This is a genomic window from Vibrio natriegens NBRC 15636 = ATCC 14048 = DSM 759, assembly GCF_035621455.1.
Classification (GTDB): Bacteria; Pseudomonadota; Gammaproteobacteria; order Enterobacterales; family Vibrionaceae; genus Vibrio; species Vibrio natriegens.
Map to the genome: position 1 here is coordinate 1,391,865 of NZ_CP141823.1, position 24,655 is coordinate 1,416,519.

Annotated in this window: 23 protein-coding genes and 1 pseudogene; 14 read left to right on the plus strand and 10 right to left on the minus strand. The window is 44.5% G+C overall.

Annotated elements, in window-relative coordinates; translation table 11 throughout:
- Nucleotides 1-284 precede the first annotated feature (284 nt).
- The 8 genes and pseudogenes from VER99_RS20665 (at nt 285) to VER99_RS20700 (ending at nt 8,739) form a co-directional block, all read left to right on the plus strand.
- Nucleotides 285-526, plus strand: a pseudogene (locus VER99_RS20665) (alternative ribosome-rescue factor A).
- 227 nt (nt 527-753) lie between these two features.
- A complete protein-coding gene (locus VER99_RS20670; RefSeq protein WP_020335290.1) occupies nt 754-1,500 on the plus strand; it encodes an outer membrane lipoprotein-sorting protein in 747 nt (248 codons plus the stop codon).
- 32 nt (nt 1,501-1,532) lie between these two features.
- Nucleotides 1,533-2,762, plus strand: a complete 1,230-nt coding sequence (locus VER99_RS20675; RefSeq protein ID WP_020335289.1) for an ABC transporter permease — start codon at nt 1,533-1,535, stop codon at nt 2,760-2,762.
- Nucleotides 2,752-3,987, plus strand: a complete 1,236-nt coding sequence (locus tag VER99_RS20680) for an ABC transporter permease (RefSeq protein ID WP_020335288.1) — start codon at nt 2,752-2,754, stop codon at nt 3,985-3,987. The genes VER99_RS20675 and VER99_RS20680 overlap by 11 nt, the downstream gene beginning before the upstream one ends.
- Nucleotides 3,987-4,700, plus strand: a complete 714-nt coding sequence (locus VER99_RS20685) for an ABC transporter ATP-binding protein (protein ID WP_014234627.1) — start codon at nt 3,987-3,989, stop codon at nt 4,698-4,700. The genes VER99_RS20680 and VER99_RS20685 overlap by 1 nt, the downstream gene beginning before the upstream one ends.
- Nucleotides 4,693-5,901: a hypothetical protein gene (locus VER99_RS20690; RefSeq protein ID WP_020335287.1), complete on the plus strand. Its 1,209-nt coding sequence runs from the start codon at nt 4,693-4,695 to the stop codon at nt 5,899-5,901. Before VER99_RS20685 ends, VER99_RS20690 begins: the two co-directional genes overlap by 8 nt.
- A gap of 144 nt (nt 5,902-6,045) precedes the next feature.
- Complete coding sequence (locus tag VER99_RS20695) at nt 6,046-8,046, plus strand: HAMP domain-containing methyl-accepting chemotaxis protein (RefSeq protein ID WP_020335286.1); 2,001 nt, start codon at nt 6,046-6,048, stop codon at nt 8,044-8,046.
- A 216-nt stretch (nt 8,047-8,262) separates the two neighbouring features.
- Nucleotides 8,263-8,739, plus strand: coding sequence for a Dps family protein (locus VER99_RS20700; RefSeq protein ID WP_020335285.1), 477 nt, complete (start codon nt 8,263-8,265; stop codon nt 8,737-8,739).
- Between the two features lie 70 nt (nt 8,740-8,809).
- On the opposite strand, the gene VER99_RS20705 is transcribed toward VER99_RS20700, so the two are convergent.
- The 4 genes from VER99_RS20705 to elbB all read right to left on the minus strand — a co-directional run bounded on the left by VER99_RS20705 (nt 8,810) and on the right by elbB (nt 12,851).
- Nucleotides 8,810-9,433: an HAD family hydrolase gene (locus VER99_RS20705; protein WP_020335284.1), complete on the minus strand. Its 624-nt coding sequence runs from the start codon at nt 9,431-9,433 to the stop codon at nt 8,810-8,812.
- Between the two features lie 66 nt (nt 9,434-9,499).
- A complete protein-coding gene (locus VER99_RS20710) occupies nt 9,500-10,576 on the minus strand; it encodes a PQQ-dependent sugar dehydrogenase (RefSeq protein ID WP_020335282.1) in 1,077 nt (358 codons plus the stop codon).
- 145 nt (nt 10,577-10,721) lie between these two features.
- A complete protein-coding gene (gene yiaY, locus VER99_RS20715; protein WP_014234621.1) occupies nt 10,722-11,870 on the minus strand; it encodes an L-threonine dehydrogenase in 1,149 nt (382 codons plus the stop codon).
- Nucleotides 11,871-12,200: 330 nt separating this feature from the next.
- Nucleotides 12,201-12,851 carry an isoprenoid biosynthesis glyoxalase ElbB gene (gene elbB, locus VER99_RS20720; RefSeq protein ID WP_014234620.1) on the minus strand — a complete coding sequence of 217 codons (651 nt, stop codon included), beginning with the start codon at nt 12,849-12,851 and terminating at the stop codon, nt 12,201-12,203.
- A 265-nt stretch (nt 12,852-13,116) separates the two neighbouring features.
- Here elbB and yddG point away from each other — a divergent pair, with 265 nt between their 5' ends.
- Nucleotides 13,117-14,061: an aromatic amino acid DMT transporter YddG gene (gene yddG / locus VER99_RS20725; protein ID WP_020335280.1), complete on the plus strand. Its 945-nt coding sequence runs from the start codon at nt 13,117-13,119 to the stop codon at nt 14,059-14,061.
- Between the two features lie 19 nt (nt 14,062-14,080).
- On the opposite strand, the gene VER99_RS20730 is transcribed toward yddG, so the two are convergent.
- A complete protein-coding gene (locus VER99_RS20730; RefSeq protein ID WP_020335278.1) occupies nt 14,081-14,971 on the minus strand; it encodes a cation diffusion facilitator family transporter in 891 nt (296 codons plus the stop codon).
- Nucleotides 14,972-15,146: 175 nt separating this feature from the next.
- Nucleotides 15,147-16,025: a LysR family transcriptional regulator gene (locus VER99_RS20735; protein WP_014234617.1), complete on the minus strand. Its 879-nt coding sequence runs from the start codon at nt 16,023-16,025 to the stop codon at nt 15,147-15,149.
- Between the two features lie 284 nt (nt 16,026-16,309).
- Here VER99_RS20735 and VER99_RS20740 point away from each other — a divergent pair, with 284 nt between their 5' ends.
- Nucleotides 16,310-16,924 (plus strand): class I SAM-dependent DNA methyltransferase, encoded by a 615-nt coding sequence (locus VER99_RS20740; protein WP_308518187.1) that lies wholly within the window; start codon nt 16,310-16,312, stop codon nt 16,922-16,924.
- Nucleotides 16,925-17,000: 76 nt separating this feature from the next.
- Here VER99_RS20740 and VER99_RS20745 read toward each other — a convergent pair whose 3' ends face one another.
- Complete coding sequence (locus VER99_RS20745; RefSeq protein ID WP_020335274.1) at nt 17,001-18,974, minus strand: acetoacetate--CoA ligase; 1,974 nt, start codon at nt 18,972-18,974, stop codon at nt 17,001-17,003.
- Nucleotides 18,975-19,196: 222 nt separating this feature from the next.
- Here VER99_RS20745 and phhA point away from each other — a divergent pair, with 222 nt between their 5' ends.
- Nucleotides 19,197-19,991 (plus strand): phenylalanine 4-monooxygenase, encoded by a 795-nt coding sequence (gene phhA, locus VER99_RS20750; protein WP_020335273.1) that lies wholly within the window; start codon nt 19,197-19,199, stop codon nt 19,989-19,991.
- Nucleotides 19,981-20,319: a 4a-hydroxytetrahydrobiopterin dehydratase gene (locus tag VER99_RS20755; RefSeq protein WP_014234613.1), complete on the plus strand. Its 339-nt coding sequence runs from the start codon at nt 19,981-19,983 to the stop codon at nt 20,317-20,319. Before phhA ends, VER99_RS20755 begins: the two co-directional genes overlap by 11 nt.
- A gap of 67 nt (nt 20,320-20,386) precedes the next feature.
- On the opposite strand, the gene VER99_RS20760 is transcribed toward VER99_RS20755, so the two are convergent.
- A complete protein-coding gene (locus VER99_RS20760; RefSeq protein WP_020335272.1) occupies nt 20,387-22,156 on the minus strand; it encodes a choice-of-anchor I family protein in 1,770 nt (589 codons plus the stop codon).
- Nucleotides 22,157-22,361: 205 nt separating this feature from the next.
- Between VER99_RS20760 and VER99_RS20765 the strand changes: the two genes are divergently transcribed.
- Entirely contained in the window at nt 22,362-22,706 is a 345-nt protein-coding gene (locus VER99_RS20765) for a HopJ type III effector protein (RefSeq protein ID WP_020335271.1), read from the plus strand.
- A gap of 18 nt (nt 22,707-22,724) precedes the next feature.
- On the opposite strand, the gene VER99_RS20770 is transcribed toward VER99_RS20765, so the two are convergent.
- Nucleotides 22,725-23,033, minus strand: a complete 309-nt coding sequence (locus tag VER99_RS20770) for a cysteine-rich CWC family protein (protein WP_020335270.1) — start codon at nt 23,031-23,033, stop codon at nt 22,725-22,727.
- Between the two features lie 116 nt (nt 23,034-23,149).
- Between VER99_RS20770 and VER99_RS20775 the strand changes: the two genes are divergently transcribed.
- The gene (locus VER99_RS20775; protein ID WP_005375557.1) at nt 23,150-23,365 is read left to right on the plus strand and encodes a DUF3820 family protein; all 216 of its coding nucleotides are present in this window, start codon (nt 23,150-23,152) and stop codon (nt 23,363-23,365) included.
- A gap of 78 nt (nt 23,366-23,443) precedes the next feature.
- Here the strand turns inward: VER99_RS20775 and trpB are convergent, their stop codons facing one another.
- On the minus strand, nt 23,444-24,643 hold the full coding sequence (gene trpB, locus VER99_RS20780; protein ID WP_217999032.1) for a tryptophan synthase subunit beta: 1,200 nt from the start codon (nt 24,641-24,643) through the stop codon (nt 23,444-23,446).
- Between the last annotated feature and the right edge of the window lie 12 nt (nt 24,644-24,655).

Genomic DNA, 24,655 nt, shown 5'->3' on the forward strand with positions numbered 1-24,655 from the left:
CCACAGGACGACGGAGTTACAAGTAATCCAACGAAATGTGAAAACAAAGAACTTTCTTTCTAGCCGTGTTTGAGTCTAGGTTAAATACGATAAGAGTCAACAGATATTAGTACTTTAAGGGGAAATATTTGTATGCAGTCACTATTTAATCTGCTTGTTTTAGAGTAATTTTCAATTAAATGACGTCGCTGTGAATTTTTCACGCATAAAATTTAATTTACTCAATTAAATTGACTTATTTTTCTAATTATTGTCCAATCTGGCCCGACCATTAAGGAGGATTTATGGCAAAGTTAAAAGCTAGTCCTCAGTCGAATGAGTTTCAGTATGATACCGAATTCGGCAGAGGTAAAATAAAAGATAATGCACTTAAAGCAGTTGTTACGAGTCAGTTATTTAAAACGAGAATCGTTAACGCCAAAAAAGGTAAAGGCAGCTTCAGTCGGAAAATGAAGCATAAAGGCAAAGAGCCCTATTCAAAGTACTCACATTGTGGATTTTGAATAGGGCTTTTTCTTTATCCTAATAACCCGCACTCAAGTTGTTTTGTTTGATTCTGCATGATTATTGATGCTTGTTGATTCTCGTTCTTATTATCTATTTCGTCCTAACCTCACTACATATCACACACCTGAGTTTTTCTACTTCACATCACCTAAGCGCAATGAGTTCCTTGCTATACTCAATTGAATTTCATGTTTTTATTGTTATTTGTGTTGTCGACGTAAAGCCAATATGAGTGAGAGGAGCATTATGTTTAAAGCGTTTGTGATCCTGCTATCTATTATCACTTCACCGCTGGCTTTGGCGGCAACGGCGTTTGAGATAGTTCAGAAGTCGGATCAAACCATGCGAGGTGAGTCGAGCTACAGTGAAGCGACGATGGAGATTATCCGGCCAGATTGGCGGCGCTCAATGACGATGAAGAGCTGGACTAAAGGGACAGAACTTTCGTTAGTGCTGGTGACTGCTCCAGCAAAAGATAAAGGCAGTGCGTCACTCAAACGTTATCGAGAGATGTGGAACTGGGTACCAAGTATTGAACGAATTATAAAGATTGCGCCATCGATGTTGAGCCAGTCGTGGATGGGTTCTGACTTCACGAATGACGATCTCATTAACCAATCCTCTATCGTCGTAGATTACCAACATACTCTACTCGGAGAGGATACCTTTGACGGAGATAAGGTTTGGCGGATTGATGCCTTAGCTAAGCCTGACGCGCCAGTCGTCTGGAATAAAGTCACCTTGTGGATTTCTCAGGCGACTTACTTACAGCGAAAAATCGAGTTTTATGATGAGTTTGATGATCTAGTCAATGTCATGACCACTTTTGATATCAAAACCTTAGGAGGAAGAAAGGTTGCTACCCGCCTGGAAATGCGTCCAGTTGATAAGCCGGGTAACCGAACCGTGTTGACTACGCATCAAGCCCAGTTCGACTTTAAGATTGATGATGACTTTTTCTCTCAACAGCAAATGAAGTTACTCCGAGATTAGGTCGTGTGCATGAGTAGGGAAGGCAATAGCTTATGCTGATGAAACTTGCTTGGCGAAATTTATGGCGGCAAAAACGGCGGACGTTACTAACGGCCACAGCATTGGCATTAGTACTTTTCCTTTCCCTGATAACACGCGCTTTTCAAGAAGGCAGTTATACGTCGAACATAAAAAATGCGGCAAAGTTCTATACGGGGTTGATCCAATTACAAAATCCTGAGTTCAGCGATACCTTGAGTATTGATGATGTTTTGCCACAAACCGAGTCCTTTATCTCATCTGCGAAAGATAACCCAAACATTGATGTTGTTCTGCCAAGAGTTGAGTCGTTTGCTCTCGCTGCTAAAGATGAACATTCAAAAGGGGCTTTGGTGTTGGGAGTAGACCCCGAGGCCGAAGACGACTATTCCCGTATCAGTGACAAAATAGTCAAAGGAACTTATATCGCTGCGGGAGAAAATTCAGTGCTGGTGGGGGGACGTCTGGCCCAATACCTCCATTTAGACGTTGGCGATGAATTGGTTTTGTATGGCATGGGCTATCATGGGCAAACCGCAGCGGGCTTGTATCGCGTCGCAGGTATTTTGCATTTCCCGCTGCAGCAACTCGACTCTCAATTGGTATACATGCCGCTCGATACCGCTCAGGCTCTGTATTCCCTGGATAAGCAAGTGACAGCTTGGGTTCTCAATACCGAAAACTTACGTGGTTTATCGAGTGTTGTTGATCAACTGCGCCGGGATTATGGTCGAGATGTCGCGGTGAAAGACTGGAAGGCCTTATCACCTGAACTCTCGCAACAGATTGCGCTCGATAAAGCTGGGGGAATATTTTTAATTTATATCCTTTACGGCATTGTTGGGTTTGGCCTGTTTGCCACAATCCTGATGACCACGTTAGAAAGGCAGCGTGAGTTTGCGGTTATGTTGGCGACCGGGATGCTCAGAGGCAAACTAGTTTCTCTACTGGTTATTGAGTCTCTGTTTATATCGGTCATTGGCGTATTGCTTGGCTTGATGATCAGTGCCCCGGTTTTGGCTTACTTTCACTTTAACCCGATTGAAATTACCGGAGAGGCCGCTGAGGTGATGCTAGAAACGGGGTTTGAGCCAATCGTGCCTGTTTCGCTCGACCCGCATTTGGCAATGACTCAAATTATGGTTGTGCTTTTTATCCTCTTCTTATGTCTTTTATACCCTATGGCGCGCTTATTACGCCTTCCTATCGCAAGTGGTCTCAAAGGAGGCTCGCATGTTGATTAAGTTGGCGTGGCGGAACTTGTGGAGAAACAAGCTCAGAACATCAATCATGATTGGGGCAATGGTGTTTGGTCTGATGGGTGTGATTGCCATGATCGGATTTATGAATGGTTTGGTTGATAGCATGATCAAAAATGCGATTTCCTGGCAAACCAGCCACTTGCAGATCCATCAAAACCAGTACTTGGATAACCCTGAACTGGAGCAGACCATTCCAGACGCTCATGTGATCGCGGCGACCTTAGCCAATCAGCAACAAGTGAAAGCGGTGGCTGAACGTTTTCTTGTGGACGGAATGATCGCCTCTGCTCGGAGTACACGCGGTATTCGCATCAATGGTATCGACATTGTGCAAGAGCCATTAATCACGCCTTTGGCGCAACACATAGAGCAAGGGCAATGGCTGGATGAAGATGGTAGAAATCCTATTTTAGTTTCCCAGAAAACTGCCAAGAGATTAAATCTGCGTGTCGGTTCCAAAGTGATTGTGACGCTTTCCGATGTTAATGGGGATGTCTCGGGAGCGGCGTTTCGCGTCAGAGGGATATTCAAAACACCGTCGAGTACGTTTGATGATGGTAATGCTTATGTGCGCAAAGCCGATTTAGAGAAAGTCGCCGGGTTAAAAGGCGCCCACGAAATTTCTATCCTTCTTAATTCAAACGACGAGAAAGTGTTAGAGAAAACAAAAAGGTTTACACAGACGCTGCTGTCTAACACAACGAAAGATCATTTAGTGGTGAGGAAGTGGGAAGAAATACAGCCTTTACTCTCTACGATGATGAGTTCCATGGACATTTCGAATCAGGTCATGCTGGTGGTGTTTGTGTTGGCGATGATGTTGGGCATCATCAATATCATGCTGATGTCAGTATTCGAGCGTACCAGAGAATTTGGCGTGCTGATGGCTGTGGGTATGCAGCAACACAAAATCCGCTTACTTATCATTTTAGAGACTCTGTTTCTCGGGCTGTCGGGCTGCATGTTTGGATTGATAGGAAGCGCCATCATGCTGAAAATTTTGAGTATCACAGGGTTGTCGCTTAGTGGCCTTGCCGACGGGTTAGGTGCTTATGGTGTGGATACCTTGCTGTTCCCAAGAGTGTCTTTTTATGAGTACCAGATGATCATTGTGGCGATTTTTGTCGCGAGTCTGTTTGCTGCTTGGTACCCGTCGCGACAAATACTCAAACATAGACCTGTGGATGCCATGGCGGAGAAAACTTGATGACGATTAAACTCGAACATTTAACCAAAACCTACAATCCCGACAGTGATTTTCCGGTGCATGCTGTTAAGAGTGTCGATTTGGAAATCAAACAGGGGGAGTTTGTCGCTATTATGGGGCCGTCTGGTTCGGGAAAAACCACACTGCTCAATATGCTTGGGGGCATTGATGCACCGACCGCAGGTCGAGTGGAAATTGATGGTTGCCTTATTTCCGAAATGTCGGAGAAAGAGCTGATTGCATATCGCAGGGATAACATTGGCTTTATCTTTCAGGACTACAGCCTATTGCCTGTGTTAACGGCATTAGAAAATGTCGAGTTCGTAATGCAACTTCAGGGGAAAAGCGAAAGAGAGTGCCGCGAGCGTGCTTCTTCATTACTTGAGCAGGTTGGATTGGCTGAGCAAATGCATAAACGCCCGAGTAAAATGTCGGGCGGGCAACAACAGCGTGTGGCCGTCGCACGAGCACTCGCACCTAAACCTCGCTTTGTTATGGCGGATGAACCAACGGCTAATTTAGATGCGAAAAGTACCGCAGAACTTCTCGATATCATGGAGCAGTTAAGTGAACAAGAGGGCACGACGTTTATCTTCTCCACACATGATCCCAGAGTGATCAAGCGGGCGCATCGAATTATCGTATTTGAAGATGGGCGTTTAGCGAGAGATTTCAGCAATATTGGTAATCATGCGGAGAGATCTCATGCTTAGGTGGAGGTCAAACGGTTCAAAGCCGAATATCAAAGTGAGCCGCTATCTTGCGTTGAGTTTACTGTTTCTAAACTCGCAAACTTCCGCCTCGATTCCGGGTGTCGAGCCTGAAAAAGCATGGGACTTCGATGGTTATATTAAGTACATGGCCACTTATAACATTCCGGATAGTCACAGTAATACGCTCGATCACTTGATTCATAATCGCTTCAATCTGGAATATCGATTTTCACCAAACTGGCGTATTAATGTCGGGATGAGAAACCGTGCTTTGTGGGGTGATTCACTCGATTTCGACCAATATGCAGATCTGGTCGCATTGGATAACGGATACTTTGATCTGAGCAAAAACTGGCGAGATGACAGCGTAATTCTCAATACTCAGTTTGATCGACTGTATATCACCTGGCGTGAGGAAGACTGGAGCGCAACGGCGGGTCGTTTTCGTGTCAATTGGTCGATGAACACGATCTGGAACCCAAACGATATCTATAATGCTTACTCTATTTATGACTTTGATTATGAAGAGCGAGCGGGTACCGATGCGCTAATGGTGAGCAAGAAGCTAGGGTTTGCTGATGGCATCGATTTAATTTTCGCGCCTGTGGAGTCGCCAGATAAGAATAGTATTTCGCTACGCTATTTTGCCAATCAATCAGGCTGGGATTATCAGGTGATTGCTGGGCGGACAAACCGGGACTTTGTACTTGGAGCCGGGTTTGCAACCGACATCCACGAAGCGGGTTTACGTGGTGAGTTATCCTGGTTTGATCCGATAGAAAAGCAATACCAAGGCGAATTGACTCAATCATCCATGGCAGGAAGCCTTGAATCGGACTACAGTTTTGGAGGAAAACGCAGCTGGCTTGGGCGTGTGGCGTGGTTATTCATTTCAAAGCCAGTTGATGCTTCTAGCGCCATCGCTTATCTAAACTTACCTCTCGATGCGAAAACCCTCAGTTTTACCCAGCACACACTTTATGCTGATGTAAGCTTTGATCTGACTTCCCTTAATCGCCTGACGGCATCAGTAAGTTATTACGATGATGGCTCTTATTTTGCGGGTTTTTCGAGTAATTACTCACTTGCTAATGACTGGCAGTTACTCACGGTTGTTCAATGCTTTACCGGTGAAAGTGACAGTTTGTTTGGTGAGACGCCTGCGACGCTATTGTTTGCGAACATTCGCTACAGCTTCTAGCAAGCGCATTCATCTAGTCATTGTCTCTAAATACTTTTGTTAATAGCAAATAAAACCTTGTTTTTATGGCGTTTTCGTCCCTTAGGGTTAATCTTTTTGTAAAAGTCGTTATATTTGTGGTTCATCGTTAAAAGGAGTTTATGGATGAACCTTACGATTTCAGGAAAGTTACAGTTGAGTTTTATGTTGTTGGCTGTTCTTTTTATTGCGTCTGCGATCTTTACTTATCGAAATATCACTACCGTCGAGCAGCATGTCTCTTCGCTTCTTACTTCCGATCTGCCGACAGTGGATACCAGTAGAGGTATTCAGCAATCTGTTCAGGCTTCATTATCTTCTATTCGTGCTTATATGCTACTCGGGGCCAATGAGACGACCGGAGCACAATTAAGTCAAGATGTACAAAATATCATGGCTTCCACCGATGAATCTTTGCCAACTTTGCAAGCGTTGATCCCTGAGCAAGACTTTCTCACAATCCAAAATCAATGGGAGGCAATGAAAGCCTCTCTGAATACATTGCTTGAGTTAAGTCACAGCGAAGAAAACCTGCCAGCACACAGTTTATTTATTAACGAAGCCGCCCCGATTGCAGAAGTGGCGCTTGATCAGATCCAAAGCTTGATAAATGAAGAGTCAGGAAATCAGTTTGGTGGCGAACGTAAGCGACTTTTCAAAGTCTACGCCGATAGTTACACGTCACTTGCGAACGCATTATCGGCATTGCGTGACTTCCTGTTGTACGGCCAGCAATATCACCTTGAAAAATATCAGGACCTTCTCAAGTTCCACAATCAATCCGTCGCTGAAATTGATGGCAAGCTCGACATGCTCTCAGACAACGACAAGTCGTTATGGGCATTGTTCAAAGAGATGCAAGCACTTTACTTTCCGCTCGCCGAGAAGGTGATTTCATTGCGACGTTCTCCAGAATGGAACGAAGCTAATCTTCTGATGGCGAACGAGTTATTACCAGCAGCCAACGCACTCGACGCAAGTTTAGAGTCCATCGTATCTGTTCAACAACGTCGGGCAAGTCAAAGTGGTGATGGTATCAGTCAGTCGATTCAAAATGTACTGACTTCAGTACTGATAGCGGCAGTATTTGTAATTATTGCTGCCGTCGTGATCTCAAAATATATGGGCAACACGATTGGTCGCAGAGTGAAAAATTTATCACAGCGTGCGCAGACCATCGCCTCCGGTGATATTTCACAACCTCCGCTTAACGTTGTCGGAAATGATGAACTCGCCGTCCTTACCGAGTCTATTAACCGCATGAATGAATCTCTGGCCAATATCGTTGCAGGTGTAAGCAGTAAAGCATCGCAAGTTGATAGCAACATGGTAACGTTACTGGAGTCCGCTCAGGTTACATCAACCAATGTTGAGACGCAGCAAAGCAACATCGTTGAAATGGGACGTCAACTTGAAGAGATCGCTATTGCCGCTAGAAATACTCTTGAACAAGCACACCAGTCTGTACAAAAACTGTCTGACTCGAAAGGCGAGATTGAGCAAGGTCGTGACGCGTTAGAGCAGAATAAAGGGACGATGGAAAACCTGCATGGCAGCATTGAAAACGCAAGCTCTCGAGTAATGCAGCTAAGTAAAGAAAGTGATGCAATTGGTCGGGTGACCGAAGTGATCGAAGGTCTCGCAGAGCAAACCAATTTATTGGCGCTGAATGCAGCGATAGAAGCAGCAAGAGCAGGAGATCAAGGTCGAGGCTTTGCAGTTGTCGCGGACGAGGTGCGAATGCTGGCAACCAGAACCACGCAATCTACTACGGAAATAAACGATATCATCCATGCTATTCAACGCTCAACACAGTCGGTTGTTCAGGAAATTGAGCATAGTCAGTCACTGGCAGAAACTGGTGCAGAACATATCGAGAATGCAGTGACCAAGTTAATCTCGACTACAGAGCAAATCAACTCGTTAAACGGACAGATGGCAGAACTGGCTGCAGCAGCCGAACAACAATCTCACGCCACCCACTCAATTACTGGATTGATGGATGAGATAACGCATTCCGTTAATGAGGTGTCCAGCAACAGTCATCATGCTTCTAAAACTTCGCTTCAAGTTAAAGAGCAGGTAACAGAGCTTAATCAACAAATGGCAGCGTTCAAAACCGTATAACGATTCAAGCCATCTGCACATTCTTAAATATCAGCCCAATCATTGACTCTTTGTCGTTAAGTGGTTGGGCTTTTTTATGTGGCTGCGGTAACTATAGAATTTACTTATCAAAGCTATAGCCAGAACCGAATTTCGTTACTCAACGCTTCGATCTAATATAACTCCATCAGCAGAAACCACTGCAAATAGATTTTTAATTACATACAGGAGCAAGATATGAGCACACAAGTAAGCCTAATTGGTCTAGATCGCGAACACTCTGAGCAACTAGCACAACAGCTGAACCAGCTACTTGCCCATTACCAAGTGTTGTACATGAACACACGCGGTTATCACTGGAATATCAAAGGCCATCAGTTCTTTGAGCTACACGTGAAATTTGAAGAAATTTATACTGACCTGCAAGTAAAAATAGATGAACTGGCAGAACGTATTTTGACATTAGGTCACACGCCAGCACATGCATTCAGCCACTATCTGGAATCAAGTGAAATAAAAGAGCACCAAAACGCAACATCGGGTGACGAATGCGTCAAAGGTTTGGTTGATGGCTTCGGCATCCTTCTGCTTAATCAGCGTGAAATTCTATTCAACGCTGGCGAGGCGGGAGATGAAGGTACGGCTGCATTGATGGGCGACTACATTCGCGAGCAAGAAAAACTGATGTGGATGCTGAACGCTTACCTTCAATAAGGCGTGAATAAGAATCGGGAAATAAGACAAAAGAGCACTGAGGTGCTCTTTTTTATTTTTGTAAAGTGGGCTAACTGCTTTGTCTTAAAAGGGATGATTCTAAGTAAATCAACAGATCAGTGAGCTCTTTTACCGCAAGAGACGCGCAAGAGTGGAACTCAGTTAAGTTTCCATGATGGACAAGACAAGAGGGCATTTGTGCGTTATAAGCCGCTTGTAAATCATATAAGTAGTCGCCGACGTAAAGTACTTCATCGGGCATCAACCGCCACTCTTTTGCTAAAACTTGCAAAGACAAAGGGTCGGGTTTTGGTGGGTAGCATTCGCGCGTGATCACTCGCTCAACTTCGATTTGGTTATGCTCAAGTTTACGTTGGGTGGCAATCAGGCAATTACGTGTCACGATGGCTGTTTTCATCGCTTTTTGATTCAGGAAAGCCAAAAGTTCGTGACAGCCTGTCATGGGTGCAGATTGCTCGGCATCGGAGATTTCGTGATCAAAAATCACATTGTGTGCATGCTCTTTGTGGTGAGGATGTTCCAGTTTTTCTACAAAGTCTAATAAGTCTTCCGATTGCGGACACCCTAGTTGTTGGCGCAGAACTTGAAAGTTCATATCGGAGCTCACAAGGGTGTTATCTAAATCAAAAATAACGGCTTTAATTTTATCGACGACTAATGGGAAAGGAACCATTTTTACCTCATGCATACTGTATAAAGTATCTTTAAAACAACAGTTTAATTATAAGCTAAATTTGATTTACTTCTGCTCCAGACGAAATATTTTCCCGGTGTCGGTCGAAAAATAGAGATAACCATCGGGACTGATCGTGACGTCTCTGATTCGCTCGCCAAGATCGTCCATTAGGCGCTGATATTCGGTCAGTTTTCCATTCTCGATAGAAACCACATTGAGGTGCGTAAGTTTAAGAGCTCCTGCAACGATTTTCCCGTTTAGGTCAGGGTATTTGTCTCCGCGGTATACCACTAGGTTACTTGGGGCGATAGAAGGGATGTAAACCAGTTTGGGATCTTCCATACCCGGCAGGGATTTCGCTTCGCCAACATCAAGCGGGCCCCAATATTCTTTTCCTTGGGAGACTCTTGCCCAGCCGTAGTTCGAGCCTTTCTTTATCAGATTAATCTCATCGCCACCCCTTGGACCGTGTTCGATTGACCAAAGCTGATTCGTCGCTTGGTCGAAGTACAAACCTTGAGGATTACGATGACCATAACTCCAAATCTCAGGCTTTACGTCAGACTCAGTGAAAGGGTTGTCTGCTGGGACAGTGCCGTCCAGATTTAAACGTAGAATTGACCCTGCATGAGTTTGTCTGTTTTGCCCGTTATCACGATCCCCTCGATCCCCAATCGAGAAGTAAACTTTATTGTCAACAAACGCTATACGGCTACCAAAATGTCGTCCGGTATCAGTAATCGCATCAGCGACAAAAAGGTCTTTCCATTGTGTCAGTTGATTGTTGTGTAAAGTCGCGGTCGCGAGAGCCACCGTGTTTCCTTTGCTGGTTCGCTTACTGTAGGTAAAGTAAAGCGTTGGCTGGGTTTTATCTGTATTGGGTGCGAGGGCGACGTCAAGTAAGCCCGCTTGACCAGTCGTGCTGACGCCTGAGACTGAAAACAGTTTTTCACGTTGACCCGATTCGACATTCAGCAAAGAAATGGTACCGTTTTTCTCGTTAACGACGGCCTGCTTCTCATCGATAAATTCTATTCCCCAAGGAACATTGAATCCATTCGCCACTTCCTTTGCCTCATAGTCGGCAGCATGGCTGGAAAAGGTAAAACAAACGAGCAGGGTGGTGATAACGGTTCTCATGGCGGTGTCCAATTTAAAGCGTGTCTGTATTTAAAGCTAACACTGAATTCCTATGTTTGTTAGGCGTTAAACTGTATACAGATGTAAAAATCCCCGACACGAGATCGGGGATTGTATGACGTTGCGAGAGTGAACTCTGATTCGATTACATTGCCGCTTCGAATATTGCAGAGATCTCTTCGTGAGTCGCTTGTTTAGGGTTAGTGAAACCACACGCGTCTTTAAGTGCGTTATCAGCCAGCGTTGGAATATCTTCTAGTTTCGCGCCAAGCTCCTTGATGCCAGCAGGAATACCAACATCTTTCGCTAGTGTAACTATCGCGTCGATCGCGGCTGCTGCACCTTGCTCTGCTGACATGCCTTCCACGTTGACGCCCATTGCTTTCGCCACATCAGTCAGACGTTCAGGGCAGACTTGCGCGTTGTAGCGTTGTACGTGAGGAAGCAGGATGGCATTACACACACCGTGTGGTAAATCGTAGAAACCACCTAACTGGTGAGCCATTGCGTGGACGTAACCCAGTGAAGCGTTGTTAAACGCCATACCCGCCATAAACTGCGCGTACGCCATTTGTTCACGAGCTTCCAGATTTTCACCGTTTTTCACTGCTGTGCGCAGGTGCGCTTGAATTAACTCAATCGCTTTAATCGCAACTGCATCCGTAATTGGTGTTGCCGCAATAGAAACGTACGCTTCAATCGCGTGAGTCAGCGCGTCCATACCCGTTGCCGCGGTCAGAGACGCTGGTTTTGCAAGCATTAACTCAGCGTCGTTTACTGAGATCAATGGCGTGGTGTGCTTATCTACGATTGCCATCTTAATGTGACGTTCTTCATCGGTGATGATACAGAAACGAGTCATTTCCGATGCAGTACCCGCAGTCGTATTGATGGCGATTAGTGGCAGCATTGGTTTTGCAGATTGATCAACACCCTCGTAGTCAGAAATGTGTCCACCGTTTGCAGCAACAAGTGCGATACCTTTCGCACAGTCGTGTGGTGAGCCACCGCCAAGTGAGATTACAAAGTCACACTCGTTTTCTTTTAATAGTGCTAAGCCGTCGTTAACGTTGTTAATCGTTGGGTTTGGCTGAGTGCCATCGAACACTACGGTTGCGACGCTTCTTTCGTTAAGAAGGCCTTGAACCTGCTCAACCACACCGATTTGGTTAAGGATTTTATCGGTAACGATCAACCCTTTTTTAAAGCCTTGTGATTGAATACTGTCCGCGGCGTCTTTAAGACAGCCTGCGCCCATGAGGTTTACCGTAGGGATAAAAAATGCACTAGTCATATTGGATTGCTCCGTCGTTCTTTATAAGTTGTTATTAATTGGGAATTACTGTCGCACACCTTTTTCGGGTTCCAACTTGATCCAGAACAAATTAAGCCAGTTGGGACTCGTTTCACTACAGGAACTGTGACAGCGATCTTGTTGCACAGCATGTAGGTGCAACATAAATATAACGTAGCTTAAATATGAAACTAGTAACGTAAAAAATTGTTAATAATGAAGATCTATTGATGATTTATATCTAAATTAGACTAAAGTATAAGAAATCCCCATTGATATTAGATTTATCAATGGGGATGAATGAAGTGTTTTTAACTTATCTATCAATAATTATGCTATTTCGACAAGTTTAGATACGAGTTTTTCGATGCCTGAAGCAGCTTGAGAGATATTCTCGGCTAACATATAAGCGGGTGTAGAAAGGACCTTATGTTGCTCATCAAAAACAAACTCATCAACGGTACATTCGATGTGCTCACCACCCATTTGATTAAAGGCGGCAGAAGTCGCTTCATCATTGCCTATTGTTCCTTTTACACCCTGCTCATAAATCATCGGGATAATGATAGGTGCGATGCAAAGATAAGCTGCGGGTTTGTTGGCATGAGCAAATGCACGGCAGGCTTGAGCAACGTGTGTGTTGATTGAGCATTCCGCCCCAGATACCGCAAAGTCAGTTAGGTTTTTTGCTGCGCCAAAACCACCAGGTAGAAGTAAAGCGTCGAAATCTTCGACATGCAATCGCGCCACATCTTCAATATTTCCTCGCGCAATGCGTGCTGATTCCACCATTACGTTCCTGGTCTCATCCATTTCCTCGCCAGTCAGGTGATTGATTACATGCAACTGGTCGATATTAGGAGCGAAACAATGCCAGCTAGCGCCTTCTTTCTCAATAGCGTGGAGTGCCAATACAGCTTCGTGCAACTCTGTTCCATCATAAACACCAGAGCCGCTGAAGATAACCGCAATTTTTTTCATTTGAGAGTCCCTTTAGTCTGAGTATTCTGTCTGATGCTCTTGCATTTACAGACTGATTATCCTCCACAATTTCACTTGTGAGTTCTTTTCATCATAGTCGCTGACTAAAAAGGGGTTAAGCAGAATTTGTAAAAAGTGTTTTATATTTGTTCCAAACTCGTAACGGAATAATTTCTATACTGATTTTTTATAAGATTGTCTGTTGTAGCCGCTCCTTTTTGCGTTAATCTGATGGTTACTTTCGCATTCATAAGCTGTAGGTCACATGAAATCTGCGCAATTTCAATTCACTCTTTATGGTTGTATCGCCATTATTTCCTGGAGCTGTTTACTGGGTATCGCCAGATTGGTGACGGAAAGCCTGGGAACAGTTGGAGGAGCGGCCATGTTGTATTCTGTCAGCTCTATTTTTCTAATTATTGTGGTAGGTATTCCAAAGCTATCTTACTTTTCTCCTAAATATCTTATTTTAGGCGGAGCGATGTTTGTCTGTTATGAGATCTTTCTTGCTCTGGCGTTAGGGTATTCAAACTCACGAGCGCAGGCGATAGAAGTCTCCATCGTAAATTACCTCTGGCCTGCATTGACCGTGTTATTTGCGGTGTTAAGCAGTAATAAGAAGCCAAGCTGGTTACTTTATCCAGCCGTAACCCTCGCGTTCTTAGGCGTTGCGTGGACGGTGAGTGGGGATAACGGTTTATCAGTGCAGCAAATAATAGACAACGTTAACAGTAATCCATTGGTTTACTTTATGGCTCTGACTGGCGCAGTGATCTGGGCGGTATACTGTAACCTGACTCAAAAGCAACAGTCCAAACACAATGCGATTACGCTGTTCTTTATTGCCACGGCTGTGTCTTTGTGGGTGAAATTTTTAGTAACGGATCAACCAGCAATGACTTTCTCTTGGTCTGCAATGGGCTACTTGCTAGCTTCTGCGGCTTTGATGGCGGGAGGCTATGGGTTGTGGAACATTGCGATTGTAGGCGGAAATATGGTGTTTCTTGCGACACTCTCTTACTTCACACCAATCTTTTCGGCTCTGTTTTCTTCCGTCATTCTCGGAGTGACCTTGAGTCAGAGCTTTTGGTATGGTGTGATGATGGTAACGGTTGGCTCATTATTGTGTTGGCTAGTTACAAAAGAGAAGCGAGCCTCTGCAGTGGAAGAAAATATCGACCTCGTAAATACAAAAAAGCTCCCAAATTAGGGAGCTTTTTTTATCTGTTCTAAGCGACGTTTAGCTGGAGCTGCAGCTTGAATCTGTGCTTCGACAAGCGTGTTGTTAGCTGTTTACGCGTCTTCTCCAACGTATCCAACTCTAGCGTGTCATCGTCGACATGCAGATCGATGTTCACTCGTAGCTCTTGTCCAACTTTGGTGATGCCAGCAACTTTTAGCTGGTGGTCTGATACTTTCTCGATCTCTAGTACATCGTTACCAACCACCTGACAAAGCTCTTTGCTCGGTGTCATCATCAGCAGCTCGCGTAGTGCGCCACATAACATATCAAACGGTACTTTTAAAAAGTAGAAGCCCATCAACAGCATCATCAGTGGATCAGCATAAGCGGCATATTGAGCGAATGGAGACAGCGACACCAACCACGCGGCCACAAAACCTACCGTGACAGCAACACTTAACAAGGTGTCCATTTGCCACTGTTTTGTCTCTGCTTCGATTAGACCTGATGAGTAGTTTCGGCTTCTTTTCGCCATAAACCACCATGCGTAACCACAACCCAAAACGTTTACAACACCAAAGATTGTCGCAATAGACGCATCGACTTCTCTACCGCCTGTCATCAGTGCGGAAATCGCAGAGTAAAGAGAAAATAGCACAACAATCAAAATAACTGTTGCCTTGATCGCAATAACGATTGGCTCTAGTACGGCTTTACCAAATGGAAACACTGACTTCGATGGCTTGCTAATGTAATAAGAGGCTGCCAGTGACAATAATGTTAACAGTAAGCTGACTAAAGAGTAGACACCATCAAAAACGATCACAATTGAGCCAACAAGCAAGCCTAGTACCATACCACCAGCAGCGAAGCCTGAAGCTAAAAGGGCTGAAATGGTTAAAATATGGTTTTCGTTTTTGCTTGTCCTGACACACATGAGATATACCTTGTAGTTTTTGTTCCGCTATATTCTTTGCTTACAAGGCTATTTAGGCAACCAGAATTTGACCAGTAACTTGTTGAGAGAGAGAGGTTTAAAATATTTTACAATAAAAACAATATGATACAGCATAATCTTGCTGTCATAAAAATTGACACTCAGTGCAAAGTGTTTAGAAGTCAAATAAATAATCGCTGAGTTTGTCCGCTAACCACGTCATTGCAGGGTGCTCAATTTGACCATTTGTAGAAAACATACAGTAGTCTTCTTGTGTTAAACCGTAGGTGTGTTTAATTACCGCCAACTTTTGTTGACGTAGATAGTGACGAATTAGGGGCTCAGGTAACACGCCCCATGCATCTTCTTCTAGGATGGTGTTTAACATGTAATCAAAACTTGAGAAGCCGATGTAGCGTGTTGAGAAGGGCTGGAGTTCTGGGTTGTCTTTCTCATTTAAGTAAACCATCAACGCTTGCATTTGGCTGCGTAGCTCTTCATCCGATACGCGACGCATTTTGCTTAACCGGTGATCGGCGCTGCACACAGACATCATGCGTATTTTACCTAATGGGTTATAGACGATATGGGGATCGTCGACGCGCTCGTAATCAACGCCAAAAGCAAAATCCACTTGATGCGTGCTCACCAGATTGGCTAAGTCACCACTTGATGCGAGGATGATGTTAAATGTGGTGGAAGGGTAACGGTTGTTCAGCTTGTGTGATAAGTCTTGCCACAGGTCGTCGGGTAGGGAGTCGTCTCGTGCAACCCATACCTCGGCGTTGAAACCCTCTGAAATTTGGCCACACGTTTTGCGAATTCGTTGTGCTATCACCAAAAGGTATTCACAGTCTTTGTAAATCGCTTTTCCGGCCTCTGACAACGTGAGTTGATTGCCGGTTCGGGTAAACAATTCGACATCGAGATCCTTTTCCAACGCTTTTATCGACATGCTGAGTTTGGTTCGGTTACAGTCCAACTGCCTTGCAGCTTCGGACACCGATCCACAATCAGCGATAGTACAGAAGGCTTCTACTTGCGTTAAGTTCATGATTTGACACAACCGAAAAGTAATTTGAAATCAAAAGGGATACGGTACAGATCTATTCCCAAAGCTGTGAAAGGTTAACGAAAAAAACACGATTTCGCCAGATAAGTCTATGGTCTTTTTGTGGTTTTGGGGTACCCTATACCAAGTATGCGTTGATATAGGTCTGACGCTCAAAAGAAGTCAATCATTGTTAGACTTCTTGTGTCACGCTAAAAGTGTTTTGCGCTTTGTAATAGAGAATAGAACCGTTCTCTTTGTAACTAAAGCACTTTCGGCGTCACACGGTGAGATGTGAGATATCAGAAGTGAACATGGAGGCCACGATGGCACAAGATTGGGACGGCTTAGCAAAGAGTTGGGAATCAAATCCCGCAACCACGCAATTTGCTCAGTCAGTGTTTGAACAGTTACAACAGTTAACTCAGCTTGATGGCATTAAAGTACTAGATTTCGGATGCGGAACCGGGCAGTTAAGCCAGTTATTGTCTCCATTGGTTAAAGATATCGTGGCACTAGATGCATCTGAAGAGATGATCGAAGAGTTAGATAAAAAAGAGCTGGCGAATGTAGAGCCAGTTGTTGATACCTTATCTCGAGGTCTTGTTGCGCAGCATCCTGCGTTCCGTGGGCAATTTGATGTGGTCGTTGCATCATCAGTTTTATCCTTCTTGGATGATGCCGATTCAGCATTAAGCATTGCGCATTCATTGCTTAACCACGGTGGTCATTTCGTTCATTTTGATTTTGTATCAGAATCCGGACAAGATGGCTTTACAGAGGCGAGTTCAGAAGCTGCCCTAATTAAAGCGGGCTTTACTGACGTAGAAACAAAGCAAGCCTTTGACATCAAGTCAGATGGTAAATCGATGTCAGTAATAATGGGTGTTGGGCGCCGTTAATCCCTAATAAGAACATCAAAAAGCGAGCTTCAAGGCTCGCTTTTTATTTGCTTGCAACCTTTCCATTAAGACCTAATCAGGCTGATACCAGCTTTTTTATCTCATCCAAAACATGTGCGTTTGCGATGGCACCAATGTTTTCCACCTCTCTGCCATTGATAACTTGTTTGACAGCAAGCTCGACTAATTTACCCGATCTTGTTTTAGGAATGTCACTGATGGAAAAAATTTCACTTGGAACGTGTCTCGCTGAGCAGGCAGATTTCAACTGAGCTTTAATTTTCGCGATCATATCATCGTTCAATTTTTCGGTAGTGGCTAGCTGAACAAACAGCCAGATTTGCTCGTTTCTATCTACCTCTTTTCCGACCGCGATTGAGTCAACAATCCCTTCAATCGAATTAACCTGCTGGTAAATTTCTGCTGTGCCAATCCTAACTCCACCAGGGTTTAACGTTGTGTCACTTCGCCCGTAAAAGAGATATCCGCCCGTTGAAGCATTTCTTTCAACATCATCGCCGTGGTGCCAAACGTTCTCGAACTTGTCCCAATAAGCGTTATGGTAACGCACACCACTGTCATCCCAGAATTTAGCCGGGAAATTAGGGATCGAATTGGCACACACTAGCTCGCCTCGGTTACCAATAATATCTTCGCCTTGTGGACTGAAGACTCTTGTATCGACACCTAAACCTGCACACTGACATTCGCCACGGTAAACCGGGGAGATAGGGTTACCTAATACGAAGCAACCACAAATATCTGTGCCACCAGAAATAGAAGCTAAATGAACGTCCTCTTTCAAATGTTGATAAACGTAATCAAATTGCTCCGGGTAAAGTACAGAGCCCGTGGAACATATGGTTTTTAGTGATGGAAGCGGGTCGCTTCCTTGATTGGAATAGCCCGCTTTTTCCATGGCTTCCAAGTATTTTGCCGAGGTGCCAAAAAGTGATACATCAGCGCGTTTAGCCAAATCCCACAACACTTTGTAATTTGGGTACATTGGGCTGCCATCAAAAATGACCAAACACGCGCCACTGGCTAGGGTGGAAACATGCCAGTTCCACATCATCCACCCACAAGTGGTGTAATAGAATACGCGATCTTCTGGCTGAATATCGCAATGAAGCTGATGCTCTTTAACATGGTTAAGCAGGGTACCGCCTACAGAATGCACAATACACTTTGGTTTCCCAGTTGTGCCGGATGAGTAGAGTATGAACAAGGGATCATTAAAGTTGATACGCGTGTAAGTGACGGGCTGCGGTGGGTATTGATTTAATATGTATTGCCAGTCTTGGGTGCAAACATCACATTCGTAGCTGCGAGGATTGAGATAGTTGATCTGGCAAACGTGCTTTAGACCATCTAAGTGATCGGAGATATGATGGTTTTTATCTGTCATATCGAACACTTTGCCGTTAAATGTGTAGCCATCGCAAGTGAACAGAACTTTAGGTTTTACTTGGCCAAATCGTTCCAAAACGCTTTCTATGCCGAAGTCTGGCGATGTCGCAGTCCAAGTCGCACCAAGGCTGGTCGTGGCTAGCATTGCAATCACGGTTTGAGGCAGGTAAGGAAGGTATCCAGCAACCACATCTCCTTTTCTTACACCGCAATCTTGCAGCCATCGCTGTATGCTAGAGACTTCATCACACAGCTCTTGCCAAGTATAAGTTTGTCTCTCTCCACGCTCGTTCTCAAACCAAATCGCAATATCATTAGGGTTGTGATAGGCAAAGCTAAGAAGGTTTTCCGCATAATTAATTTGGGCGTCAGGAAACCAGCTTGTGTCGCGGTTAGGAACCGGCTGCTGCCATCTACTCTCAGCTTGGCATGTTACCGTGTCACCCGAGTTTCCGATTACATCACAAAACAGCCACACTTCTTGCCAAAACTGTTCGGAATGATCCAGTGACCATTGATGGAGTTCGGCATAGTTTTTTATGTCATTTCCTTGCCTGTTTATGTGTTCAATAAACTGGGTGATATTGGCTTCTTCGATGCGGCTTTCGCTCGGTTGCCATAATTTGTTGTACTCGCGCATAGGTTCCTTCTATAACAAGCTGATAACACATTAAGTCTGAAAGCAATCACTAACAATGTCAAACTTGCGTTAAAGTATTTGATGTTAGCAATATCATAGTCTTACGTGTAAATGTAAATAATTTGTTACACTCAAATGCGCGGGCGAAAATGGTTTAGGGATTGGAAGCAGTCAGGAGTACAGATAGGCTTAATGTAAAGGATTTGTTAATGGAGAAAGGTCATGACGCAATATCATTCTAAACCCGTTGACCAGGATGGAAGGGTAGAATGGAGCCTCGAAGAAGATGCAATTTGGCGAGATTTAGTCACCAGACAGATGAGTGTTATTCATAACCGCGCTTGTCAGGCTTATCTACATGGTTTGACATTACTCGATTTGCCCGAGGATCATGTGCCACAACTTCCTGATATCAACCGTGTATTGATGGAAACGACAGGATGGCAGGTAGAGCCTGTTCCAGCGCTTATCGATTTCGATCGTTTTTTTAATCTGTTAGGTAATAAACGCTTCCCCGTTGCGACATTCCTGCGTAGTCGTGAAGAGTTTGACTATCTGCAAGAACCCGATTTCTTCCATGAAATATTTGGCCACTGTGCCATGTTGACCAACCCTGATTTTGCCGCGTTTACTGAGCATTATGGGCAGTTGGGCGAAGCCGCGACGCCTAAACAGAGAGCGTATCTTGCACGACTATACTGGTTTACCGTCGAGTTCGGTCTGGTTAAAGAAGGCGATCAGACCAAGATTTATGGCGGAGGCATTCTCTCTTCTCCGGGAGAAACTATCTATTCGCTAGAAAGTGATGATGCGATTCGTGAAGGTTTCGATTTACAAACCGTCCTAAGAACACCTTATCGCATCGATATCATGCAACCGAAATACTATGTAATCGACGATTTTTCACAGCTTTATCAAATCAGTCAATTAAACCTATTAAAGCAAGCCGATATGGCTATTGGGGCCGGATTGTTGCCACCACTATTTGAACCAAAGGAACCTGCTCATGTTGAATGAACAAAAATGCGAAGCTTGTAGTCTTGATGCCATTGCGCTGAGTAAAGAGGAGCAACAGTCACTGCTGCTGCAACTTACTGATTGGCAGATTTTTGAAAGAGAGGGGATTCCTCAGTTAGAAAAAGTGTATAAGTTTAAAAACTTCAAACAGGCTTGGGCGTTTAGTAATAAAATTGCTGAACTGGCAGAAGATGAATTTCATCACCCTTCGATTTTACTAGAGTGGGGTAAAGTCACGGTGACATGGTGGAGCCATTCAATAAAAGGGCTGCATAAGAACGACTTTATCTGCGCATCGAAATGTGACGGTTTAGCTCTTACCGAATAAGAGATATTTAGCTTTATACTAGGCGCCCGAACATAAGTTCGGGCGTCTTTTTTAGAGCTATTGGGCCTTAGAGCTCGATACGATAGACAGAAGTCGTGCCAGAAACTTCATTCCCAACTGCGATAAAGTGACCACCGTTACGGGTGAAGTAATTAATCGATTCTGGTCCGAGATCGCCAGCTTTTGGATTGTAGGTATCATTCGCGCACTCGCTCTCTTTCACTTGTGTGCAAACCGCCTGCTCGTAGTTACGGTTATTCACATAGTGAAGGAAGACCGCTTGGCTTGGCTCACTAATATCGTAAACCATGATCCCGCCTTGGCGTTCAAGGCCAATAAATGCGTAGTGACGTCCGTTTATTTCTGCGGTTTCGATTGCTTCTGGTTCAATACCTTTGTCATCACTGCGATCATCACCGCTACTATTGCTGTCGTTGGTGCTGCTAAAGTGTTTGCCTTCATTCATTAAAGCGATGGTTGCAAAGTCATCACCACTGTCGAAAACCAGTTCACCATTTTCATCCCATATTGAAAAAGAACGGGAACCAAACGCTTGCACATTATCTGAAGCAGATAATGTCTGTTCCGGTTTGATGACTTTTAGTCGCGCTAGAAGTGAGTTGTCTTTTAATGCTCCTGCCAGGGGATGATCGCTCGCGACTTTAAGCTTTTTACCACGAACCTCATCGACGTGACTGAGACAAGTGCCTTCTTTGCTGGTGTAGTCGCTGGTACCTTGATAATCATCTTCATCCCACTTAAAGTTGACCTGCTCACAACGCTCTTGTGTGGTTTTGATGCCATACTCACGACCGTCTCCTTCGTTGGCAGAGACAATGTAGCTTTTACCATTCACTGAATAGCTGTCGAGGGTGTCTGGCATATATAAGCCAACCAATTGCGGGTAGCTCTTAAAGTTGCCGACTATTTTGTCTTTGTTAGATGCATCCAATTTAGCGTCAGACCATGATTTCTCGCCTAACCCGACAATTTTCTCAACCGATTTGCTTTCAGGATTAATGATTGCCATGGCGTTGTTTTCTTGTAGCGCTACGTAAATTTTACCGTTGTCAGCAAAGGTCAAGTATTCTGGTTCTAAGTCTTGAGCCACGCTTGCGTTCGGTCCAGAAATACGCACGCTATCAGATAATTCACTGGCACGAGGACCATCAAATTGCTCGAAACCAATTTGCGTGACTTCGGCGTTGGTGAGCCCTTGGCCTAAATCCACTAATGTAATACTGCCTTTTGGGTCAATACGGTAATCACCGCTTGGCTCTCCTTCATTGGCGGTCGCGATGTAACGGCCATCCTTTGAAAACCCGACCATATCTGGCAGCGCACCAGCAGGATAGGTCGTTACAAGAGACAAGTTATCCGATCGATAAATCGCGATAATGCCGTTTTCTTGTTTGTTGCTGTTCTCAATAGCAACCGCAACGAGGCCATTGGAGACAGCTACGCTGTTGGCGGCGCTGATATCAATCGATGCGGCCTCACCGGCGCCATTTAAATCTATAAACGCGGTTTGTGATGGGCGGCTGTTTTCGTCCATGGATAGGACATCGATGCGTTTTGCCTGAGCATTGACCACATAAAGTTTATCTGTACACCCATCATAGCTAACAATCTCTGCTGCTGATGTATCAAAAGGTGCATCCGCGATAGACGTTCCTACTAGCGTCATCCCTTGAATAGAGGTTTCGCCAGCAATCGGTGCAGTGGTCGCTTTACACTGAGCACGGAAGGATGCCAATGTATCCTCTGGCTGCGAAGAACATGCGATGGCAAGTGACGAAAGTGCTAAAACACCTATTGCTTTAAATGGGGTGGACATGATATCTCCTTATCAATCCGATACAATGTGGCTCAATGCATAATTTTTTAATAAATATTCACTAATCTTCGTGAATGCTTTTGAAGCATTGATTGACGTATGTTTTGGTAAGGCTATGAATATATGTATGATTAATGACTCTTATATTGGCTTTTTATTAAACAAATATGTCATCGGTATGATGGCATAACAAATTGGAATGAAAATGGAACTACAACAATTTTTAGATGCAGTAGCGTCGACACCAGAAAAGATTGAATTTGAAACGACCATCGCGGTGATAGAGGCGAACTACGAGTTCACACCAACTGCATTTACTAATGGTGCGACCGAAAATAGAGCCGGTGAAAACAATGGCTCGTGCAAAATCTTTGCATTTGGTTTGCTTAATAACTTAGACAAGGAAGCCACACTGGCCTGTTTTGGACGTTTTTACCGTGAAGATGTTTTACAACATCCAGAAAACGATGATCATCAGAACATTCGTAATTTTATGGTGAGCGGCTGGGATGGTGTTAAGTTTGAATCGCTAGCACTAAAAGCTAAGTAATCAAATAGAGCCAGTCGATTAAGCGACTGGCTTTTTTTCCAAACATTTTCTACACAAACACAATTGGCCTTCGTCAGGCTTGGGTAAATCTCTGGTCTCGACACCGAAACACCAACAAGTATCTTTTCCTGCTGAGATGTCGCAGTGCGCTTGAGTTCCGCATTCTGGGCATGAATGGGTAGACTCACCACCCGCAATTTGATTGATCAGACTATCTCGTTGTTCATCCGTTTTGTCTTTCCACTGGATGATCTCTTCTATCGTTCTGTGACAACCAGAACAGATGCCGCCATTGTTTTTACAGGCAGCACGACAAGGTGACTTCATTACTTTCTCGTTCTATTTTCGAATGCGGCCTACTTTAGCATAAAGCACAGTGAAACTGGTCGGGAGATCGCACCAGTGATACCCTAAGGATAATTACGTTAACCACAGTCCGACTTATGTTAGAAAAAGAAAACCTGATAAAACTGGCAAGAATGCAAATGCCTTTTGGGAAATACGCGGGAAGAGTGTTGATTGATCTTCCAGAGGAATATTTGCTGTGGTTCGATAAAAAAGGGTGGCCAAGCGGTGAGCTTGGGGACTTGCTCAAGTTGTGTTTAGCGCTAAAAATCGAAGGCTTAGATAGCGTCGTTAAGCCGCTAAAGCGAATGTGAGCCCAAAAAGTCTATACCCAGATGCTAAATACAACAAAGCCACCTAATTTAGGTGGCTTTACGTTAATACAATAAGGTTTAGATTAGCGATTCGATACCGTATTTTGCGCCGTAGTTTTCGACCACAAAATCAATATCTTTGTCACCTCGGCCAGACAAGTTGATGAGAATCGACCCTTTTTCTCCTTGTTTCGCCAGTTTTATCGCGTAAGCCACTGCGTGAGACGACTCTATCGCAGGGATAATGCCTTCCTCTCGTGATAGTTCAAAGAAAGCGTCTATTGCTTCGTCATCAGTGATCGAACCGTAATTCACGCGGCCGATATCTTTTAGGTAACTGTGTTGCGGGCCAACAGATGGGTAGTCTAGTCCACTTGCCACAGAATAAACTTCTTGAGGTTCACCTTGTTCGTCTTTCAGCATGTAAGATTTAAAACCATGCATGATGCCAGGTTCGCCCAAGCTAAGCGTTGCCGCGTGTTCCCCCACTTTCTCTAAAGAACGACCCGCTGGCTCAACACCGTGAATCGCGACCTGTTCGTCTTCTAAAAAGGCACTGAATAAGCCCATAGCATTGGAACCACCGCCCACGCATGCCACGAGGTTGTTCGGTAGTTTGCCCGTCATTTCTTTAAACTGAACTCGTGCTTCGTTACCAATAATCGATTGGAAATCACGAACCATTTTAGGGAATGGGTGAGGGCCTACTACAGAGCCAATGGCGTAAAGCTGAGTCTCTGGATCTTTTAAATAAGCTTCAAATGCTGCGTCTACCGCTTCTTTCAGCGTTTTGCGTCCGTGCGTCGCAGGAATCACGTTGGCACCTAGAATTCTCATTCGAACCACGTTTGGGTGCTCTTTAGCGATGTCCACTTCGCCCATGTAAATATCGCACTCTAATCCGACAAGAGCCGCTGCTGTCGCTAACGCAACGCCATGTTGACCTGCGCCTGTCTCTGCGATCAATTTCTTTTTACCCATCTTTTTAGCGAGAATTGCTTCCCCTAAACAGTGGTTAATTTTGTGCGCGCCAGTGTGGTTAAGATCTTCGCGTTTCAGGTAGATATCAGCGCCATATTTTTTGGACAAATTCTCAGCATGGAAAATCGGACTCGGTCGACCCACAAAGTGTTTGTAAAGGCGTGCCAGCTCAGTTTTAAATTCTGGGTCTTTACAGCATTCTTCGTAGGCAGTATTGATGTCTCGCATGATTTGCTCAAGCTCTGGTGGTACAAAACTGCCGCCATATTCGCCAAAGAATCCTTCATTGTTGGGCATTGTGTAGTCGAA